Below are 16665 nucleotides of genomic sequence, written 5' to 3' on the forward strand. Positions count from 1 at the left end.
AGGGATCTTTATCGATGCTGGGTATGTATCGTTCTGAACGTAAACTTTTTGGTTGTTCTATTGTCGCATCTATCGGAACGCACCTAAGTGTTGTTGTGTTAATGCTTTTGCTGCCTTTTCTTTTTCAATCCGCTCCTCCACCCAAACCTCCTGAAGAGCAACCTGTTGAGGTCGAATTTGAAAGCGATAATAGTGGGCAAGAGGTTCCTGCTAAGGCAGAGACTGATTCTCCCAATCCAAATGCACCTGCGCCTGAAAAATTAGATGCACCACCAGCACCAACGAAACCAATAGATGCGCCAACTGAGGAACCACCACCAGTACCTCCGCCGCCACAACCATTACCACCACCTCCGCAATCTGTTGCAAAAATGGAAAACGTTCAGCCTGTTCAAGAACAAGCGATGGATTCGCCTGCTGATTCTGCGGTCACATTACCTCCAGTTGTAGCACCTTTGACATCGTCGTCACAGTCTAAGTCTCCGGCACCACCATCTCCTTCACCGATGCCTGATGCATTACCAACAGAACATCAAACATTTTCTAAAATAACAAAACCCGAAAAAGCAACGCAAGAAGTGCCTGATACTTCTACATTGGAAGCAGCCATAAGCGCAAATCGTGCAGATCAAAAGCAAACACATCCTCCTAAATCTGCTGCGAACCCTCGACAAGGAGGTGCACCAAATGGTGGTGGCGCACGTAATGGGGATATTACCAAAGGGCTTTCTAAAGGACAGCAGGGTAAAATCGCATCCTCAGTAAGACGTTGTTATACACAAGATACAGCGGCGAAGGATTATGCAAATAATATTGCTCATATGGAAGTCACTGTGGATGAGACAGGTGAAGCGCGTATTGTTAAATTTGATGCAGCAACCCAGGCGAAAATGAATAGTGATCCAGCTTATCGTGCATTTGCAGAGCGTTCCAGAGATGCAGTGTTAAATCCAACTTGCTCTAAGCTACCGATTCCAACTAATTTATTGGGTAAAAGAAATACGGTTAAGTTTGTATTCCGTCCTTAATTTTTTGTGATAAAGGGAAGTTTGATGATAAGGCATAGCTGTATTATCTTATGTCTATGCATTATTCGATATAGCTTGTTATTTAGTTTTTAGTCATTTTCGTTTGCCTTCCCAATAGAGCAGTAGGCACCTGTAATGATCTCTAAGTCTGAAAAAGCAAAGGTTGAAATATTTAATTCGAATTCTTGGGATGTGAAGTTGATTTCTTCACCTCTAGCTGAGAGTTCCTATCAAGGATTTAACTCAAATACTGATAAGGTTAGGAAGAAGGAACTTAACAAGGGACTTTCCAGAGGTCAGCAATCTGCAATAGCATCCGCTATCCGTCGTTGTTATTCGCAAGACCTTTTGGCTAAAAATTATCGACTATATGTGGCATCCATGGTGGTTATAGTTGATAAATCAGGAATAGCAAAAATTGTAAAATTCGATACAGCAACGCATGCAAAAATAAATAGTGATCCGGCTTATCGTGCATTTACAGAACATGCTAGACAAGCGGCATTAAATCCAGCTTGATCTAAATTACCTATTCCAAGTAGTATGTTAGGGAAAAGTAATACGATTCGATTTGTATTTCGCCCTTAAATATGTCGTAATTCTATGGTAATTATTGTTTAATATAGAGTAAAATAAGGAAGTTAATTTTATGCGCCCGATTATTTCTGATAAAGAAGCTGATATTCTCAGTGATATGTTATTGCCTCGCCGTACAATGCTCTATGGATGTGCTGCTGTAGGTGGTGTTCTTGCAACACCTTTGTCTTCTGCTTTTGCACAGTCTGGGGACAATGCGCCAGGGGCTGCTGAAATTACAGTTGATCGTGCTCGTAACGAACCCATTCCTATTGTTGTCCCAAGTTTTGGGTCAGGTAATGGGGCAACGATTACTCAAGTTATTACTGATGATTTAAATAATACAGGGTTATTTCGTGTTATTAGTGCTACTTCATCATCTGCGACTCCTGATTTTGCATCATATAAGGCAATGGGCGCACGTGCAGTTGTAACTGGTAATACTTCTGGTGGACGTGTAGAGTTTCGTCTGTGGAATACACTGACAGGGCAACAAATCCAAGGAACTGCATATTCTTTTTCAGGAAGTGCCGAAGTTCGCCGTGTGGCTCATATGATTGGCGATGTCATTTATGAGCGTATGTTAGGTGAAAAAGGATATTTTAACACACGTATTGCGTATGTTTCTCAAACAGGTCGTCGCTCTAATCCAACTAAAAAATTGGCTGTTATGGATTATGATGGTGCAAATAGTCGTACTTTGACAAATGGGAAATGGCTTGTTTTAACCCCACGTTTCAGCCCCGTTAGCAATCAAGTCGCATTTATGTCTTATGTAAATGATCGACCTCGTGTGTATTTGTTTAATTTACAAACTGGGCAACAAAGATTGTTAGGGGATTTCTCTGGTATTTCCTTTGCGCCTCGTTTTTCTCCTGATGGGCGTTCAGTTGTTATGTCTGTGACACGTGGTGCAGGATCAGATATTTATGTTGTGGATCTTGCATCTGGTTCTAAAAGACAACTGACCAGTTCTGGTGCAATTGATACCAGTCCTTGTTATAGTCCAGACGGTTCTCAGATTGTTTTCTCTTCTGATCGTGGTGGAAAACAACAACTTTATATTATGAGTGCAAGTGGTGGTGGTGCCCATCGTATTTCTTATGGTAGTGGCAGTTATGCGGGTCCAGTATGGTCACCGCGTAAGGATGTGATTGCTTTCGTTCGCATCTCAGGTGGATTCTCATTAGGTGTTATGGCTCCAGATGGAACGGGGGAACGTATTTTAACGAAGGGTTACACTGTTGAAAGCCCAACTTTCTGTCCAAATGGTCGTGTTCTAGCGTTCTGTAATCAATCTGCAGCAGGTGCTGGTGGTTCAGGATTCTCGTCCTCTATCAAAACAATAGATGTCACCGGATTTAACGAACATTCAGTTCGAACACCAACGATGGCTTCCGGACCATCTTGGTCTTCTAGCAACACTTAAAAAATAAATGTTAAATATGTGTAAAAAACATAAGCAAAATAAAAACTTTTTGATAAAATAGTTTTAATCTTTGCCTGGTTTGCAGGTTTAGGTGGCAAAAGAGCATGTAATTAACATTGTTCTTTTGATTTATTTAATGTTTGTTTTATGCGATCATTTATCATTAGATAATTTGAAAGCTATTTTGTAGGAATACAGATGATGAAATTAAAGCTTCTTGGTGCTTTTGGTGCTGCATTGATGCTTGCTGCGTGCGGACATAGTGATGATAAAGGGGCGTCAACAGGAAATGGTGCTGCTCAACAAACTGTTAGTGGTGTAGTTCCTGGTAGCCAAGCTGATTTGGTTGCTAATGTTGGTGATCGCGTTTTCTTCCCATTTAATTCAAATAACTTGACCAGCGACGCACGTTCAACATTAAACCGTCAATCAGAATGGTTAAAACGTTATCCTAACGTTCAAGTTATGGTTGCTGGAAACTGTGATGATCGCGGAACTGAAGAGTATAATATTGCTTTGGGTTCACGCCGTGCGAACGCTGCTCGTGATTATTTGGTTTCTTTGGGTGTTTCTTCTGATCGTATTACTACGATTTCTTATGGTAAAGATCGTCCAATCTCTGAAGGCGATAACGAAGAAGCATATGCACAAAACCGTAATGCAACAACTTCTGTTCGTTAATAAATATTGATTGTTCAATATTGTTAAAAGCCGATGAAACGTACTATACGTTTCATCGGCTTTTTGTTATTTATAAAGTAAATCTTTTGTTCGATTTGTGATTATGGAAATCTTTATTTTATAGATGAATCCGATTTAAATATCTTTAAAGGATAATATAGATGCTATTTTTAAAAACCAGTTCTCAACAATCAGATTATTTATCATATAAAAAATTATTTAAAGGTGCTTTGTTAGGAGTATTTTTACTTTCAGGAGGAATGACTAGCGCCGCGTATGCACAAGATCGCGATATGATTTCAATACAAAATCAAATTGAAGCCTTAAAAGCACAAGTTAGTCAATTACAACAAATGCCATCATCATCTGGCAGCTCTGATCGTAATTCTAAGGGTAGTAGCCAAAATAATGGCGATCCAAGCGGCTTGTTACCTGAATTATTAACGAGAGTGAATAATTTAGAAGATCAACAGCGAATTATGCGCGGGCAACTAGATGATTTAACCAATCAAGTACAAACAAAAATTGATTTATTAAATAAAAAAATCGATGATGCAAATTTCGCCGCTGGTGGAAGTGGTGGTGGGGCAAGCACCTCAGCTGCAGCACCAACAGCGTCTGTTTCAGAAAAACCTACTCCTCAGGCTACCCCAAGTGCTGGAAGCTCTTTAAAAGATGGACAGCAAGCACTAATGAATAAAAATTATTCTGAAGCAGAATCTATTGCACAAAATATTATAAAAACACCTCAAGGTAAAAAATCTGTTCCTGCTCATTTCTTGTTGGCACAATCTTTAGCAGGTCAGCAACGATACAAAGATGCATCTGTTGGGTATTTTGATATTTATAAAAAATTTCCAGATTCTACACGTGCACCAGAAGCACTGTTAGGGGTCAGCATTACTTTATTGAAAAATGGCGATAGTGCCGCTGCATGCCAGGCTTTGGGATTATTGAATAATAAATATCCAAATGCGTCCAGCCGTATTAAAGGGGCAGCATCAAACCTACATAAAAAAGCAAAATGTTCTTAATGTTGAATAATGGATGATCAAGAAATTACTCCTCTTACTCAAGAGGAGTTCAATCAATATATAGAACCCTTAGGGCCATGGGGGGAAGATAGAGATAATATCTCTCCTATTGCAATAGCGGTTTCTGGTGGTGCAGATAGTTTATGTCTTGCTTTACTAGCCCATGGATGGCGAAAGAATATTATTGCGTTTATTGTTGATCATCAATTAAGAGATTCTTCTACGCAAGAGGCTTTTATTACACAAAAACGCTTGACTGACTTATCTATTCCATCTGAAATTTTAACACTAGATAATTTAAAATTAGGTTCAGCCCTAGAAGAACGGGCAAGAATAGCTAGATATAATGCTTTATTTGATGCATGTGAAGAAAAAGGATGCGTTGATTTATTATTAGGTCATCATGCAGGGGATCAAGCAGAAACAGTTTTAATGCGCATTCGTGCAGGTAGTGCTGCTGATGGTTTGGCAGGGATGGCCTCTATTATGGAGTTGCCTAACATCCGATTGGTTAGACCGTTATTATCTGTATATCCTCAACGATTACGTAAGACTTTGAAGCAAAAAAATGTTGCTTGGATAGAGGATAGTTCTAATCAAGATATGCGAATTCAAAGGAATAGAATAAGAAAAGAGCTTTCTTTGAGCTGGAGTAAGTCTGGAACGGTTTCTGTTTTATTAAAACGAGCATCTGAAGAAGGGTATTGTAGGATGAAGCGGGACCAAGAACAAGCAGATTTATTAGCTCAACAAGTTGAAATGAGACCTGAAGGATTTGCGATTTTATTTCCTAACTCAGTTGAGCCAAGGGCTTTAGGAGCAATAATTCGTACAATTTCAGGCTCTATTTATATACCGCTTTATCAGTCCATAGAAAGATTAAGTCGTCATTTGCGTGCTATGACCATTGGTGGGGTTAAAATACAACCAGCAGGCCGACTAGGTAAGGGATGGTTATTGTTTCGTGAAGAAGCAGCTATGCAGAATCGTATAAATGTCTATGAAGACTGTATTTGGGATCAGCGTTTTAGGGTCATTATTCCAAAAGATCAATTTAAAGCAGGAATTCAAATTGGTGCTTTGGGGAATGCTTATAAAGAATTTGCAAATCGTCAAACTCTACCTGCAGCTCTCTTGAGAGTTTTGCCTGCGTTTTGGGATGGCGATAATTTGTTGGCTGTCCCGCATTTAAATGTATTTTTGGATGATGTTATCAAAGAATGGCAAATTATTTTTCAACCCAAGCAACCAATGACACAAAGTTATCTTTTTTCAAGTGTATGAAAGAAATCAAATTTTGTTTAATATGGAAAATAAGTGAACAAAATAACTTTTAAGTCTATGAAAAATCTATTTTCGTTCTTATGTTAATTAGATAATAGTAAGCCATCAAACAAAATCATATTAATTTTGTTTAAAGGGTATGTAAAACAAGACGTGTTTGTATTGAACATTGAAATATAAAGTAGAATGAACAAAAAAAATTTTGGCCGTAATTTAAGTTTGTGGGTTGTCGTGATCGTTTTGGTCATGTTGGTTGTTGGGGTTTTCCGCCCCGAAACAGAGCAATCTGCTGGGGAACAAATTAATTATACTCAGTTCATGGATAATATTAATGCAGATAAAATCAAATCTGTAGTTATCCAAGACCGTAATTTAAATGGTAAGTATAAAGATGGTAAGTCATTTACGACATATCTTCCTCCTTTTACCAATGATTTACTTACCCAACTAGCTAATAAAAATGTAACAATTGAGTCAAAACCTTTGGATAATCAGCCTAATTTATTTTGGCGTTTGATTATTAATTTGCTTCCAACTCTATTAATTATTGGGTTGTTTATTTTATTGATGCGCAATATGCAAGGTGCTGGTGGTAAAGCCATGGGTTTTGGCAAGTCCAAAGCCAAGATGTTGACAGAAAAACAAGGTCGAGTGACTTTTGCAGACGTTGCAGGTATTGATGAAGCAAAAGCAGAGTTAGAGGAAATTGTTGAATTTTTAAAAGATTCTCAAAAGTTCCAACGCTTGGGTGGTAAAATTCCTAAAGGTGTTTTGCTTGTAGGCCCACCAGGAACAGGTAAAACTTTGCTTGCTCGTGCAATTGCGGGTGAAGCAAATGTTCCTTTTTTTACCATTTCAGGTTCTGATTTTGTTGAAATGTTCGTTGGTGTGGGTGCATCCCGCGTGCGCGATATGTTTGAACAAGGGAAAAAAAATGCGCCTTGTATTATCTTTATCGATGAAATCGATGCAGTAGGTCGTCATCGTGGCATGGGTATGGGCGGTGGAAATGATGAACGTGAGCAAACATTAAACCAAATGTTGGTTGAAATGGATGGGTTTGACAGTAATGAAAGTGTTATTTTGATTGCTGCAACCAACCGTCCTGATGTTTTGGATCCAGCCCTTTTGCGCCCAGGACGTTTTGATCGTCAAGTTATGGTTCCTAATCCTGATGTTGTAGGGCGTGAAAAGATTTTGCGTGTGCATATGCGCAATGTGCCTTTGGCTTCTGATGTTGATCCAAAAGTTATCGCTCGTGGAACCCCTGGATTTTCAGGTGCAGACTTGGCAAATTTGGTTAATGAGGCGGCTTTGTTGGCAGCTCGATTAAATCGCCGTACAGTTTCGATGATTGAATTTGAAAATGCCAAAGACAAAGTAATGATGGGTGCTGAACGTAGATCTTTGGTGATGAGTGACGAAGAAAAGAGAAATACTGCTTATCATGAAGCGGGACATGCTCTTTGTGCTCTTTTAATTCCTGGATGTGATCCTGTTCATAAAGCAACGATTATTCCTCGTGGTCGTGCGCTGGGAATGGTAATGAGCTTACCAGAAGGAGATCGTTATTCCGAAACTAGGTTAAGATGCAAAGCTCGCCTTGTATTAGCTATGGGGGGACGTTGTGGTGAAGAATTAGCCTTTGGTCCTGAAAATGTCACTAGTGGTGCCTCTGGAGATATCAAAATGGCAACGAATCTTGCTCGTAACATGGTTACAGAGTGGGGGATGAGTGAAAAACTTGGTATGATTAATTATGATGACAAAGACCAAGGTTATATGGGGCAAAGTAATACTGTTTCTGGTTCTACTATTCGGGAAATTGAGATTGAAGTTAAGCAATTAGTTGATGAAGCCTATGAGCGAGCAATGAATTTGCTAATTGAACACAGAGAACAGTGGGAAAGATTAGCAAAGGGTTTGTTAGAGTATGAAACTTTGAATGCAGATGAAATTCAACGTGTGTTACGTGGAGAGAAAATTGAACGTAGTTTAGTTGATGATTCGACTAAAAACCTTCGTTCATCTGTTCCTGAAGTTAGTTCGGAAGAAAAAACAGAATCTACAAATCAGATTAAACCTGAAGTAGAGATGGAAAATAAAGAATCAACGATTATTTCTCAAGAAAAAGCAGAAGGAAAAGAAGATAAAACAGAACCTACTGCTTGATTTATTTACTTAATAATCTGTTTTTTAAAAGTGAAAGAAGAAATTCTTTCACTTTTTTTATATCAAGACTTGGCGAATGCGCGATCTCTTTATATTAATTAAAAGATGCAAAAAGATTTATTTATAGAACCGCTGTCATTTTTATATGATGATATTGCCCAACAAGCGATCAAATCCAAAAAAGCTTATCCTTTTTTAGGTCAAAAGAAACTGGCCTTTTCTATGTTAAGGTCAATTAACTCAGATCAAAATGGATTGCCGATATCTATGGATGCTATTCCTATGCATTGGCAAGAAAAGTTAGAACAATTTTCCTTGCCATTACCTTTGGCAGGTTTGCCTAATGGTTCCTTAGTGATGGGTATTTTAAATATTACTCCTGATAGTTTTAGTGATGGTGGCAAGTATTTTCGACCTAATGATGCGGTTCGAGCTGCACATCAAATGGTTCAAGATGGTGCAGTTATTATTGATATTGGTGGAGAAAGTACCCGACCAGGATCTATTGCAATCACACCACAAGAGGAATGCGAACGTATTTTACCGGTGATTAAAGCATTACAAGGATGTGGTGCATTACTTTCAGTTGATACGCGCCATGCATATACAATGCGTTATGCCCTTGAGGCAGGTGTAGATATTATCAATGATATTTCAGCTTTAGAAGACCCACTAAGTGCCAAAATTATAGCTGACGCAAAATGTCCAGTGATGTTAATGCATATGCGTGGAACACCACAGACGATGGTAAACTATACAAATTATGATAATATCCTATATGATGTATTATTCGAACTTCAGCAGAAAATCGAGTTTGCAGAGCAAGCAGGCATTCATCGTGATCAAATTATTATTGATCCAGGAATAGGTTTTGCAAAAAATAAACAGCATAATTTATTGTTAATAAAACATTTTCCTATTTTTGCTAACTTAGGGTGTCGTTTATTGTTGGCGGTATCAAGAAAACGTTTTATTAAAGAGATTATGAGTAATATTGATTGTGAGCATTATGATTGGGGAACAATAGTTTCGTCTTTACCATTTATGATGGTTGGTAATGGTATTATTCGTGTGCATAATGTGCCAGCAATGGTACAGTCAATGAAACTATGGCAAGCTTTACATTAAAAGCAAAAAAGCTGTTTAAATCAAATAACCTTGGGCAAATAAATGAGCAATCAAAGAGTTTTTTTTGGAACAGATGGAATTCGCGGAACGGCTAATACTAATCCTATGACAGTTGAGGTTGCTCAAAAATTAGGGCAAGCAGTAGGTTTATTATTTTTGAACAAAGCTGATAAAAGACGACATCAAGTTTTAATTGGCAAAGACACACGTTTATCGGGTTATATGATTGAGAGTGCTTTGGTAGCAGGTTTTCTCTCTGCAGGTATGGATGTTGTAGTTGTTGGGCCAGTGCCTACTCCAGCGATTGCGATGTTAACACGCTCACTGAGAGCTGATTTAGGCGTGATGATTTCTGCCTCACATAATCCTTATTATGATAATGGGATTAAGATCTTTAATCGTGATGGATTTAAGCTTTCTGATGCTCAAGAAATTGAAATTGAGAATTTGATACAATCTGATTTTTCTAGTCAGTTAGCAAGCCCTAAACATATTGGACGAGCTGTTCGTTTGGATGATGCAGCGGGTCGATATATTGAACATGCTAAAGCTTCTTTCCCAAGACAATATCGTTTAAATGGATTGAAAATCGTTATTGATTGTGCCAATGGTGCCGCTTATAAAGTTGCCCCCACAGCTTTATGGGAGCTAGGGGCAGAGGTTATTTCTTTGGGATGCAATCCTAATGGATTTAACATTAATGATAAATGCGGTTCAACCTATCCAGAGGCTCTAGGAAAGGCTGTGATAGAGCATCAAGCAGATATTGGTATTGCCCTTGATGGGGATGCAGATAGAATGTTATTGGTTGATGAGACTGGTAAAGTTATGGATGGGGATCAAATTTTAGCATTGATTGCTTCTTCTTGGGCAGCCAAAGGTGATTTACCAAATAAATGTGTGGTTGCAACGATTATGTCTAATATGGGATTGGAACGTTTCTTAAATTCCAAAGATATTGAGCTGTTAAGAACTCGTGTAGGTGATCGGTATGTTGTTGAGAAAATGCGTGAGTTAGGCTGTATTATTGGTGGTGAGCAATCTGGGCATATGATTTTATCAGACTTCTCGACAACAGGGGACGGGCTGATAGCAGCGTTGCAAGTTTTGGCAGTTTTGGTTGAAAAGCAAGAGAAAGCAAGCAAAGTTTGTAATATGTTTGCGCCTTTTCCACAAGAATTAAGAAATATTCGCTTTGAGGGAAATGATCCTTTGACACATGAAAGTGTTAAAAAAGCATTGCGACAAGCCGAAGAACAGTTGGGAAAAGATGGACGGATTGTCCTCAGAAAAAGCGGTACAGAACCTCTGATTCGTGTTATGGCCGAGGCAGAGGATTACAGTACAGTAGATCAAATTCTTACGCAATTATGCACAATCATTAAAAAAGTTAATGAGAGTTGATCATTTTTTTTTGCTTCTTATTAAGAGGTAAGAAATAACATCATTTACCAGTTGGTTGGTTTGCACAAAGAAACTGGCTGGTGCTGAGAGTAATTGCTGGGTAGGTTGGATGTAAAGATCATTTGTTAAATCTAAAGAAGAACTGTTGATTAATCCTTGCAGAAGATATGGGGTTGTTTGTGGATGAAATTGTATACCAATAGCATTCTTTTTTATTTGGAAAGCTTGATTTTTACAAATTTGGCTTGAAGCTAATAAGGTTGCATTTTCAGGGATTTCAAATTCATCTGTATGCCAAAATAAACTGGTGAAATTATCTGGAAAATGAAAACAACCTTTTTTAGTAGTAGATTCGCCTTTAATAGGAAACCAACCAATCGCTTTATGAGGAGCAGGAGAGACTTTTGCTCCATAAATATTAGCGATCAACTGTGCGCCAAAACAGACGCCTAAGGTTGGAATATTCTTTTCAATAGCTTGTTTAATAAGCTCTTTTTCTTTTTTCAACCAAGGGTATTGATCCTCATCATGAACACTCATCGGTCCATTCAAGATAATGAGCAAGCTAGCAGAGTCAACATTTGGTAGAGGAGAATCTTGTTTATATAAAAAACAGATATCTGTCGCAAAGCCTTGTTCATGCAGCCATGACAGGATATATCCAGGTCCATCGGAAATAGTGTGCTGTAAAATAATAGCTCTCATTTTAGACCATTTCAAATATTTAAGTATAACTATTGCAGTTATTTTATAATACGTATAACTATATTTTAATATATACTAATTATAAGGTTATAATATTTATTTCTAATAAATTATATAAATAAAGCCCTCATTAAATAATAACGAGAGCTTCATTAATCAAGTTAGTTATAGATGTTTTCTATAAAAAGTTAAACTTAGAGAGTTGCTTCGCCTTTATGCCAGCTACATGGGCACAGACCACCATCTTGTAAAGCATCAACAATACGCAAAAATTCATCAGGATTACGGCCAACTGATAAATCATTAGCACTGACGTGACGAATAATGCCTTTTGGATCAACAACAAATGTTGCACGAAGGTTTACACCAGCTTCGTAATGTAAAACACCTAATGCAGAAGAAAGCTCACGTTTATTATCAGCTAGCATTGGGATGTTAAGATTTTTCAATTGTGCGTTATGTAAACGCCAATTTAAGTGGACAAAAGCAGAGTCAATAGAAAGACCATAAACAGCAACATCACGACTAGCAAATTCTTTTGCCATATCGCTGAATGCAACGATTTCTGTTGGGCAAATGAAAGTAAAATCCATTGGCCAGAAAAAGAATAATTTCCATTTTCCGCTGTCGTCTTTGTTAGAAATTGTTTGGAATTTACCTTCTGCACCTTGATCTAAGCCTGCTTGTCCTGCAGCAACGGCTTCTAGACTAAATGATGGGAATTGATCACCAACTGTTAACATATTTATCTCCATATAATTATTAAAAAGGAATAGATAATATTCTATACTCTATTTATATTTATGGGTATTTATGATTAAATATTCAAATGAATTCTTTAGTAATGAATGATTGAAAAAATCGATGGACATTCTTCCTTCACCACAACAGTTACGTTATTTGATTGCCCTATCTGAGCAAAGACACTTTGGTAGAGCTGCTAATGTATGCTCTGTAACTCAATCTACTTTGTCTGCAGGAATATTGAATTTAGAACGTCAGTTTGATGTTTCAATTTTGGATAGAACTGCTGGAAAAAGAGTAGTTTTTACCCCAATTGGTGAAGAAGTCATTGTACAGGCAAAAGCTGCTTTACAGGGCCTCGAATCGGTTAGAGATATTATTAATTTTTCCCAAGAGCCATTTTCTTCATCGTTGAAACTGGGGATAATTCCAACGATTGCACCTTATATTTTAACGCCTGTTATTCATAATATTAAAAATATATATCCAAAATTAACGCTTAATATTCACGAAGATTTGACTGAAAGTCTGATGGAAAAATTAGCAATTGGATTTTTGGATCTCTTGATTATTGCTATGCCATGTGATTGCAGTGGTGTGGAAACTTATGCTTTGTTCAAGGATGATTTTTATTTAATTATACCTAAAAATCATATTTTAGAACAGTTTGATAAAGTGCCTTTACAAAAAATAGATATTAAAGAAGTTATTTCTTTGCAAGATGGGCACTGTCTGCGTGATCAGACACTAGATATGTGTAGGCAAGGGCAAAGCTTTAAAGCAGTGACAGATGCGCAGAATGATTTTACCGCATCTTCACTAAAGACTGTTATTAATATGGTCGGAGCAGGTCTTGGCGTTGCATTTATTCCAAAGATGGCAATAGAAAGTGAAATTGTAGATCGCACTGATATTGTCGTCAGAGTATTGGATGGGAATCCGACTTGTCGTACCATTGGTTTGGCTTGGAGACGCAATTCTTTGAGAGCAAGTGAATTTAAACAACTTGAAAAAGTTTTTCAAAATTTAAAAATGTAGTCTTAGGATTTGACTTTTTCTTATTTTTCTTTATATAAGAGCTAACTTTCGAATTTATTGCCTTGGGTGGAATTGAAATTATGAAAATTAGAAACAGCTTACGTTCGGCTAAATTGCGTGACAAAGACTGCCGTATCGTTCGTCGTCATGGAAGAGTATATGTTATTAATAAGAAAAATCCACGTATGAAAGCACGTCAAGGTTAATCTTATTAATTCACATTTGATTTAGTCATTTTTTTAATGATGATCTTTTATGAATATGAATCTAAAAAAGGCTTCTAATTTACATTAGAAGCCTTTTTTGTATATAAAATTATGTTTAAATATCATAAACTAAACTAATATCTTTTAAACGAGAGAATAAAACATCAATTTTATTAAAGTCATTAATCTTATTCGGTCCAGTTAATAATCTATTGAGAGATCTTATGCATGGATATTTTTATTATTTTATTTGATGATTTTCGTACATTAGATGTCTTTGGTCCAGTGGATGTTTTTGGTGAAATAAAAGAATTTACACTTCATTATTGTTCAATTAATGGGGGTATAATTTATAATTCTCATCAAGTGCCCATAATGACCCAGTCTTTACCATTAAAATTACCGTATAATTCTGTGCTGTTTATTCCAGGAGGGATGGGTACGCGATTATTGGTAGATGATACGGTATTTATTTGTTGGTTAGATAAAATGATAGCTCAAGCCTTATATTGTTTAACCGTTTGCACGGGATCCGCATTGCTAGCAAAGACCAAGCGATTAAATGGCAAGTATGTAACTTCAAATAAAAATGCATGGTCATGGGTAACATCATTAAATAATCAAGTTAATTGGCAAGAGAAGGCTCGTTGGTGCGTTGACGGTCATCTTTATACATCATCAGGTGTATCAGCTGGTATTGATATGGCATTATGCTTTGTTGCTGATCTGTATGGTAAAGAACGAGCGATTAAAGTTGCAAATTTGATGGAGTATGTTTGGAATGATCACAGTCATAATGATCCTTTTTCAAGCTCATTATGACTTATTAATTATTTATTAGGTGTTGCTTTAGGTTTGTCTGCTAGGTCAGATCTAATCATTTCTACGTGATCTGGGCTTAGATCTTGCACTTGAGTTTCTGGTATCCCTTTGGCTAGCAAATAAATACGTGTAGAAGGAATTCCTTGATTAATTAATACAGCGCGAATAGCTAACCCACGATTTAATGCAGTACGGCGTGGTGTGGATAAATCATCAGCATTACCGTGACTGTAGGCATTTAGAAAGATCGTAGCATTAGGGTGCTGTTTTAATGTATTGGCGAAATCCATCACAGCTTTGAGCATAGATTCGTTAAGGTTGATACTATTTTCATCAAAAATAATTAAGGTGTGCTTGTTAGTAGCATGAACTTCGCCTTTTGCTTCTTTGATAATTTGTGGCATAGGGGGGGGGGCTGGTGGATGCAAGGGTACAACAATGTTTGCATCTTTAAATACAGGAACAGGGGGAGGTGCAGGAGGGATCGTTGGTAATACAGCAGGAGGCTTATTAGTGCTTTCCTGAGGCTTTGTATTTTGTGTAGCAGTTACTTTTTTGTGAGTGTCTTCTTTTTTTTGCTTCTTTTTAGCAGTCTGTTTTTCTTTTTTATGAGTTTTGGAGGCTTCTTTACTCTTTTTTTTATGTCCATCCCCTAAATTATTCAAAGCAGATTGATTAACATTTACCTGTGCCATTGCAACAGAAGAGGATAGCATTATGAAGGCCGAGCAAGCAGCTGTTAAGAAAAGCTGACTTCTTTTTTTAACAATAGAAAAAGGAGATAAAGGAAAATTCATGATACAGCCTAACAATCAACTTTCTTTAAAGTAGAATAAACTTGCTTAATGATAACATGCTAGTCAATTATTTATCGGGAGTATTTTCTGATATAATTTCTCTGATCTTAGAGAATAACGCTGCATTTGCGGCAACGGTATCTACTGACATTCCGATATCATTTAGCGGATTACCTTGTAAATCAGACGCATGACCACCAGCTTCGCGGACTAAAATTAAACCAGCGGCAACATCCCAAGGCTTTAAGCCCAGTTCCCAAAAACCTTCATATCGTCCCGCAGCAACCCATGCTAAATCCAACGCAGCAGCTCCAAAACGTCTGAGACCAGCAATTTGAGGCATCAAGGAACTTACAGTTTGTACAAACCCTTTTCTTTTCTGTTCAGTAGAAATAGCAAAGGGAATACCAGTTGCAAAAACAGCTTGATACATATCTCGCCTTGCAGAAACACGTAAGCGGCGTTCATTTAAAAATGAACCGATACCTTTTTCTGCCCAGAACATTTCATTGGCAACAGGGTTATAAACAAGACCAGATACAATTTCAATTTCACCATTTTCGTGGCGTTTTTGTAAAGCTATAGAAATCGCCCAATGAGGAATACCATGTAAAAAATTAGTGGTTCCATCCAAAGGATCAACAATCCAACGCCAGCTCCAATTGTCACTTCCTGAATGACCGCTTTCTTCCATTAAAAAAGCATAGCCAGGGCGTGCTTTTTCAAGCTCTGCACGAATGGTCGATTCGGCTCTAAGATCAGCTTGAGATACAAAATCTCCAGGTCCTTTGACACTGACTTGAAGCATTTCCACTTCGTTAAAATCTCGTAACAACCCACGTGCAGCTTTTTGTGCAGCGTTTTGCATTACCATCATATGAGGGGAAAGTCGAATAGCCATGAGAAAGTTCCTGAAAATTATAAGAAGGCTTGATTTTGATTAATTATAAATAAAACAGTAAAGATGTCTGTTTATATTTTGATAAAACAGGCATCTCAATCAATGTCATGTAAGATATAAACTTTAAGTAAGACTTAAGATTTAGATCTTTCAACGTAACTACCATCTTCGGTTTTAACAACGATTTTTTCTCCAGCTTCTACGAACGGAGGAACCATTGTTTTTACACCATTAGATAACATTGCTGGTTTATAAGAAGAGCTTGCTGTTTGACCTTTGACAACAGGTTCTGCTTCAACAACTTCCAAAGTCACTTGTGCAGGCAGTTCAACAGAAACCGGATCACCTTCAATTAATCTGACAATGATTTTCATATTATCTTGTAAGAAAGGTAATAAATCACCAAAAATATCTTTATGAAGCATGAATTGATCAAAAGTTTCTGGATCCATTAACACGATATTATCGCCGTCCTCATAAGAATAGGTAAATTCTTTGTCTTCGGCCATCAGACGCTCTACGGTATCAGCGGTACGCCAACGTTCGTTGGTTTTATTTCCTGTTTTCAGATCGCGCATTTCCACTTGGATAAATGCACCACCTTTGCCTGGCGTGATAATTTGTTGTTTAAGGACAGACCAGCGACGACCTTCATGTTCAATAACTTGGCCCGCACGAATTTGGTTTGCCTGTTGTTTCATTAGTTCTCTCTAAAA

Annotated in this window: 17 protein-coding genes; 12 read left to right on the top strand and 5 right to left on the bottom strand. The window is 37.5% G+C overall.

Annotated elements, in window-relative coordinates:
* The first annotated feature begins 14 nt into the window (after positions 1 to 14).
* The 9 genes from COMX_RS01955 to glmM all read left to right on the top strand — a co-directional run bounded on the left by COMX_RS01955 (position 15) and on the right by glmM (position 10736).
* Positions 15 to 1028 carry a hypothetical protein gene (locus COMX_RS01955; protein ID WP_034336413.1) on the top strand — a complete coding sequence of 338 codons (1014 nt, stop codon included), beginning with the start codon at positions 15 to 17 and terminating at the stop codon, positions 1026 to 1028.
* 135 nt (positions 1029 to 1163) lie between these two features.
* Positions 1164 to 1547 (top strand): hypothetical protein, encoded by a 384-nt coding sequence (locus tag COMX_RS10545; RefSeq protein ID WP_051461786.1) that lies wholly within the window; start codon positions 1164 to 1166, stop codon positions 1545 to 1547.
* Between the two features lie 130 nt (positions 1548 to 1677).
* Positions 1678 to 3033 carry a Tol-Pal system beta propeller repeat protein TolB gene (gene tolB / locus COMX_RS01965; protein ID WP_034336416.1) on the top strand — a complete coding sequence of 452 codons (1356 nt, stop codon included), beginning with the start codon at positions 1678 to 1680 and terminating at the stop codon, positions 3031 to 3033.
* 201 nt (positions 3034 to 3234) lie between these two features.
* Positions 3235 to 3714 carry a peptidoglycan-associated lipoprotein Pal gene (gene pal / locus COMX_RS01970; RefSeq protein ID WP_034336418.1) on the top strand — a complete coding sequence of 160 codons (480 nt, stop codon included), beginning with the start codon at positions 3235 to 3237 and terminating at the stop codon, positions 3712 to 3714.
* 161 nt (positions 3715 to 3875) lie between these two features.
* A complete protein-coding gene (locus tag COMX_RS01975) occupies positions 3876 to 4748 on the top strand; it encodes a tol-pal system YbgF family protein (RefSeq protein WP_051461787.1) in 873 nt (290 codons plus the stop codon).
* Positions 4749 to 4757: 9 nt separating this feature from the next.
* A complete protein-coding gene (gene tilS / locus COMX_RS01980; protein ID WP_034336421.1) occupies positions 4758 to 6032 on the top strand; it encodes a tRNA lysidine(34) synthetase TilS in 1275 nt (424 codons plus the stop codon).
* 186 nt (positions 6033 to 6218) lie between these two features.
* The gene (gene ftsH, locus COMX_RS01985) at positions 6219 to 8204 is read left to right on the top strand and encodes an ATP-dependent zinc metalloprotease FtsH (RefSeq protein ID WP_084051491.1); all 1986 of its coding nucleotides are present in this window, start codon (positions 6219 to 6221) and stop codon (positions 8202 to 8204) included.
* Between the two features lie 105 nt (positions 8205 to 8309).
* The gene (gene folP / locus COMX_RS01990) at positions 8310 to 9332 is read left to right on the top strand and encodes a dihydropteroate synthase (protein WP_034336423.1); all 1023 of its coding nucleotides are present in this window, start codon (positions 8310 to 8312) and stop codon (positions 9330 to 9332) included.
* Positions 9333 to 9374: 42 nt separating this feature from the next.
* Positions 9375 to 10736, top strand: a complete 1362-nt coding sequence (gene glmM / locus COMX_RS01995) for a phosphoglucosamine mutase (RefSeq protein ID WP_034336426.1) — start codon at positions 9375 to 9377, stop codon at positions 10734 to 10736.
* On the opposite strand, the gene COMX_RS02000 is transcribed toward glmM, so the two are convergent.
* Complete coding sequence (locus tag COMX_RS02000; protein ID WP_034336428.1) at positions 10737 to 11441, bottom strand: type 1 glutamine amidotransferase; 705 nt, start codon at positions 11439 to 11441, stop codon at positions 10737 to 10739.
* 194 nt (positions 11442 to 11635) lie between these two features.
* Positions 11636 to 12184, bottom strand: a complete 549-nt coding sequence (locus COMX_RS02005; protein ID WP_034336430.1) for a peroxiredoxin — start codon at positions 12182 to 12184, stop codon at positions 11636 to 11638.
* Positions 12185 to 12305: 121 nt separating this feature from the next.
* Between COMX_RS02005 and COMX_RS02010 the strand changes: the two genes are divergently transcribed.
* The 3 genes from COMX_RS02010 (at position 12306) to COMX_RS02020 (ending at position 14251) form a co-directional block, all read left to right on the top strand.
* Positions 12306 to 13223: a hydrogen peroxide-inducible genes activator gene (locus COMX_RS02010; RefSeq protein ID WP_034336433.1), complete on the top strand. Its 918-nt coding sequence runs from the start codon at positions 12306 to 12308 to the stop codon at positions 13221 to 13223.
* An 80-nt stretch (positions 13224 to 13303) separates the two neighbouring features.
* Positions 13304 to 13429 (top strand): type B 50S ribosomal protein L36, encoded by a 126-nt coding sequence (ykgO, locus tag COMX_RS02015; RefSeq protein ID WP_034336436.1) that lies wholly within the window; start codon positions 13304 to 13306, stop codon positions 13427 to 13429.
* Between the two features lie 228 nt (positions 13430 to 13657).
* Positions 13658 to 14251 (top strand): DJ-1/PfpI family protein, encoded by a 594-nt coding sequence (locus COMX_RS02020; protein WP_034336439.1) that lies wholly within the window; start codon positions 13658 to 13660, stop codon positions 14249 to 14251.
* A gap of 8 nt (positions 14252 to 14259) precedes the next feature.
* Here the strand turns inward: COMX_RS02020 and COMX_RS02025 are convergent, their stop codons facing one another.
* The 3 genes from COMX_RS02025 to efp all read right to left on the bottom strand — a co-directional run bounded on the left by COMX_RS02025 (position 14260) and on the right by efp (position 16650).
* The gene (locus COMX_RS02025; protein ID WP_034336442.1) at positions 14260 to 15048 is read right to left on the bottom strand and encodes an OmpA family protein; all 789 of its coding nucleotides are present in this window, start codon (positions 15046 to 15048) and stop codon (positions 14260 to 14262) included.
* Positions 15049 to 15115: 67 nt separating this feature from the next.
* Positions 15116 to 15925 carry an inositol monophosphatase family protein gene (locus COMX_RS02030; protein ID WP_034338720.1) on the bottom strand — a complete coding sequence of 270 codons (810 nt, stop codon included), beginning with the start codon at positions 15923 to 15925 and terminating at the stop codon, positions 15116 to 15118.
* A 158-nt stretch (positions 15926 to 16083) separates the two neighbouring features.
* Positions 16084 to 16650: an elongation factor P gene (gene efp / locus COMX_RS02035; protein WP_034336445.1), complete on the bottom strand. Its 567-nt coding sequence runs from the start codon at positions 16648 to 16650 to the stop codon at positions 16084 to 16086.
* Positions 16651 to 16665 lie beyond the last annotated feature (15 nt).

Source organism: Commensalibacter papalotli (ex Servin-Garciduenas et al. 2014), from assembly GCF_000527695.1.
Classification (GTDB): Bacteria; Pseudomonadota; Alphaproteobacteria; order Acetobacterales; family Acetobacteraceae; genus Commensalibacter; species Commensalibacter papalotli.

What these genes read in the sequence shown, in the direction of transcription:
- COMX_RS01955 (WP_034336413.1), top strand. Translation starts at nt 15, where the DNA reads ATGCTGGGTATGTATCGTTCTGAACGTAAACTTTTTGGTTGTTCTATT.
- COMX_RS10545 (WP_051461786.1), top strand. Translation starts at nt 1,164, where the DNA reads ATGATCTCTAAGTCTGAAAAAGCAAAGGTTGAAATATTTAATTCGAAT.
- tolB (WP_034336416.1), top strand. Translation starts at nt 1,678, where the DNA reads ATGCGCCCGATTATTTCTGATAAAGAAGCTGATATTCTCAGTGATATG.
- pal (WP_034336418.1), top strand. Translation starts at nt 3,235, where the DNA reads ATGAAATTAAAGCTTCTTGGTGCTTTTGGTGCTGCATTGATGCTTGCT.
- COMX_RS01975 (WP_051461787.1), top strand. Translation starts at nt 3,876, where the DNA reads ATGCTATTTTTAAAAACCAGTTCTCAACAATCAGATTATTTATCATAT.
- tilS (WP_034336421.1), top strand. Translation starts at nt 4,758, where the DNA reads ATGGATGATCAAGAAATTACTCCTCTTACTCAAGAGGAGTTCAATCAA.
- ftsH (WP_084051491.1), top strand. Translation starts at nt 6,219, where the DNA reads ATGAACAAAAAAAATTTTGGCCGTAATTTAAGTTTGTGGGTTGTCGTG.
- folP (WP_034336423.1), top strand. Translation starts at nt 8,310, where the DNA reads ATGCAAAAAGATTTATTTATAGAACCGCTGTCATTTTTATATGATGAT.
- glmM (WP_034336426.1), top strand. Translation starts at nt 9,375, where the DNA reads ATGAGCAATCAAAGAGTTTTTTTTGGAACAGATGGAATTCGCGGAACG.
- COMX_RS02000 (WP_034336428.1), bottom strand. Translation starts at nt 11,441, where the DNA reads ATGAGAGCTATTATTTTACAGCACACTATTTCCGATGGACCTGGATAT.
- COMX_RS02005 (WP_034336430.1), bottom strand. Translation starts at nt 12,184, where the DNA reads ATGTTAACAGTTGGTGATCAATTCCCATCATTTAGTCTAGAAGCCGTT.
- COMX_RS02010 (WP_034336433.1), top strand. Translation starts at nt 12,306, where the DNA reads ATGGACATTCTTCCTTCACCACAACAGTTACGTTATTTGATTGCCCTA.
- ykgO (WP_034336436.1), top strand. Translation starts at nt 13,304, where the DNA reads ATGAAAATTAGAAACAGCTTACGTTCGGCTAAATTGCGTGACAAAGAC.
- COMX_RS02020 (WP_034336439.1), top strand. Translation starts at nt 13,658, where the DNA reads ATGGATATTTTTATTATTTTATTTGATGATTTTCGTACATTAGATGTC.
- COMX_RS02025 (WP_034336442.1), bottom strand. Translation starts at nt 15,048, where the DNA reads ATGAATTTTCCTTTATCTCCTTTTTCTATTGTTAAAAAAAGAAGTCAG.
- COMX_RS02030 (WP_034338720.1), bottom strand. Translation starts at nt 15,925, where the DNA reads ATGATGGTAATGCAAAACGCTGCACAAAAAGCTGCACGTGGGTTGTTA.
- efp (WP_034336445.1), bottom strand. Translation starts at nt 16,650, where the DNA reads ATGAAACAACAGGCAAACCAAATTCGTGCGGGCCAAGTTATTGAACAT.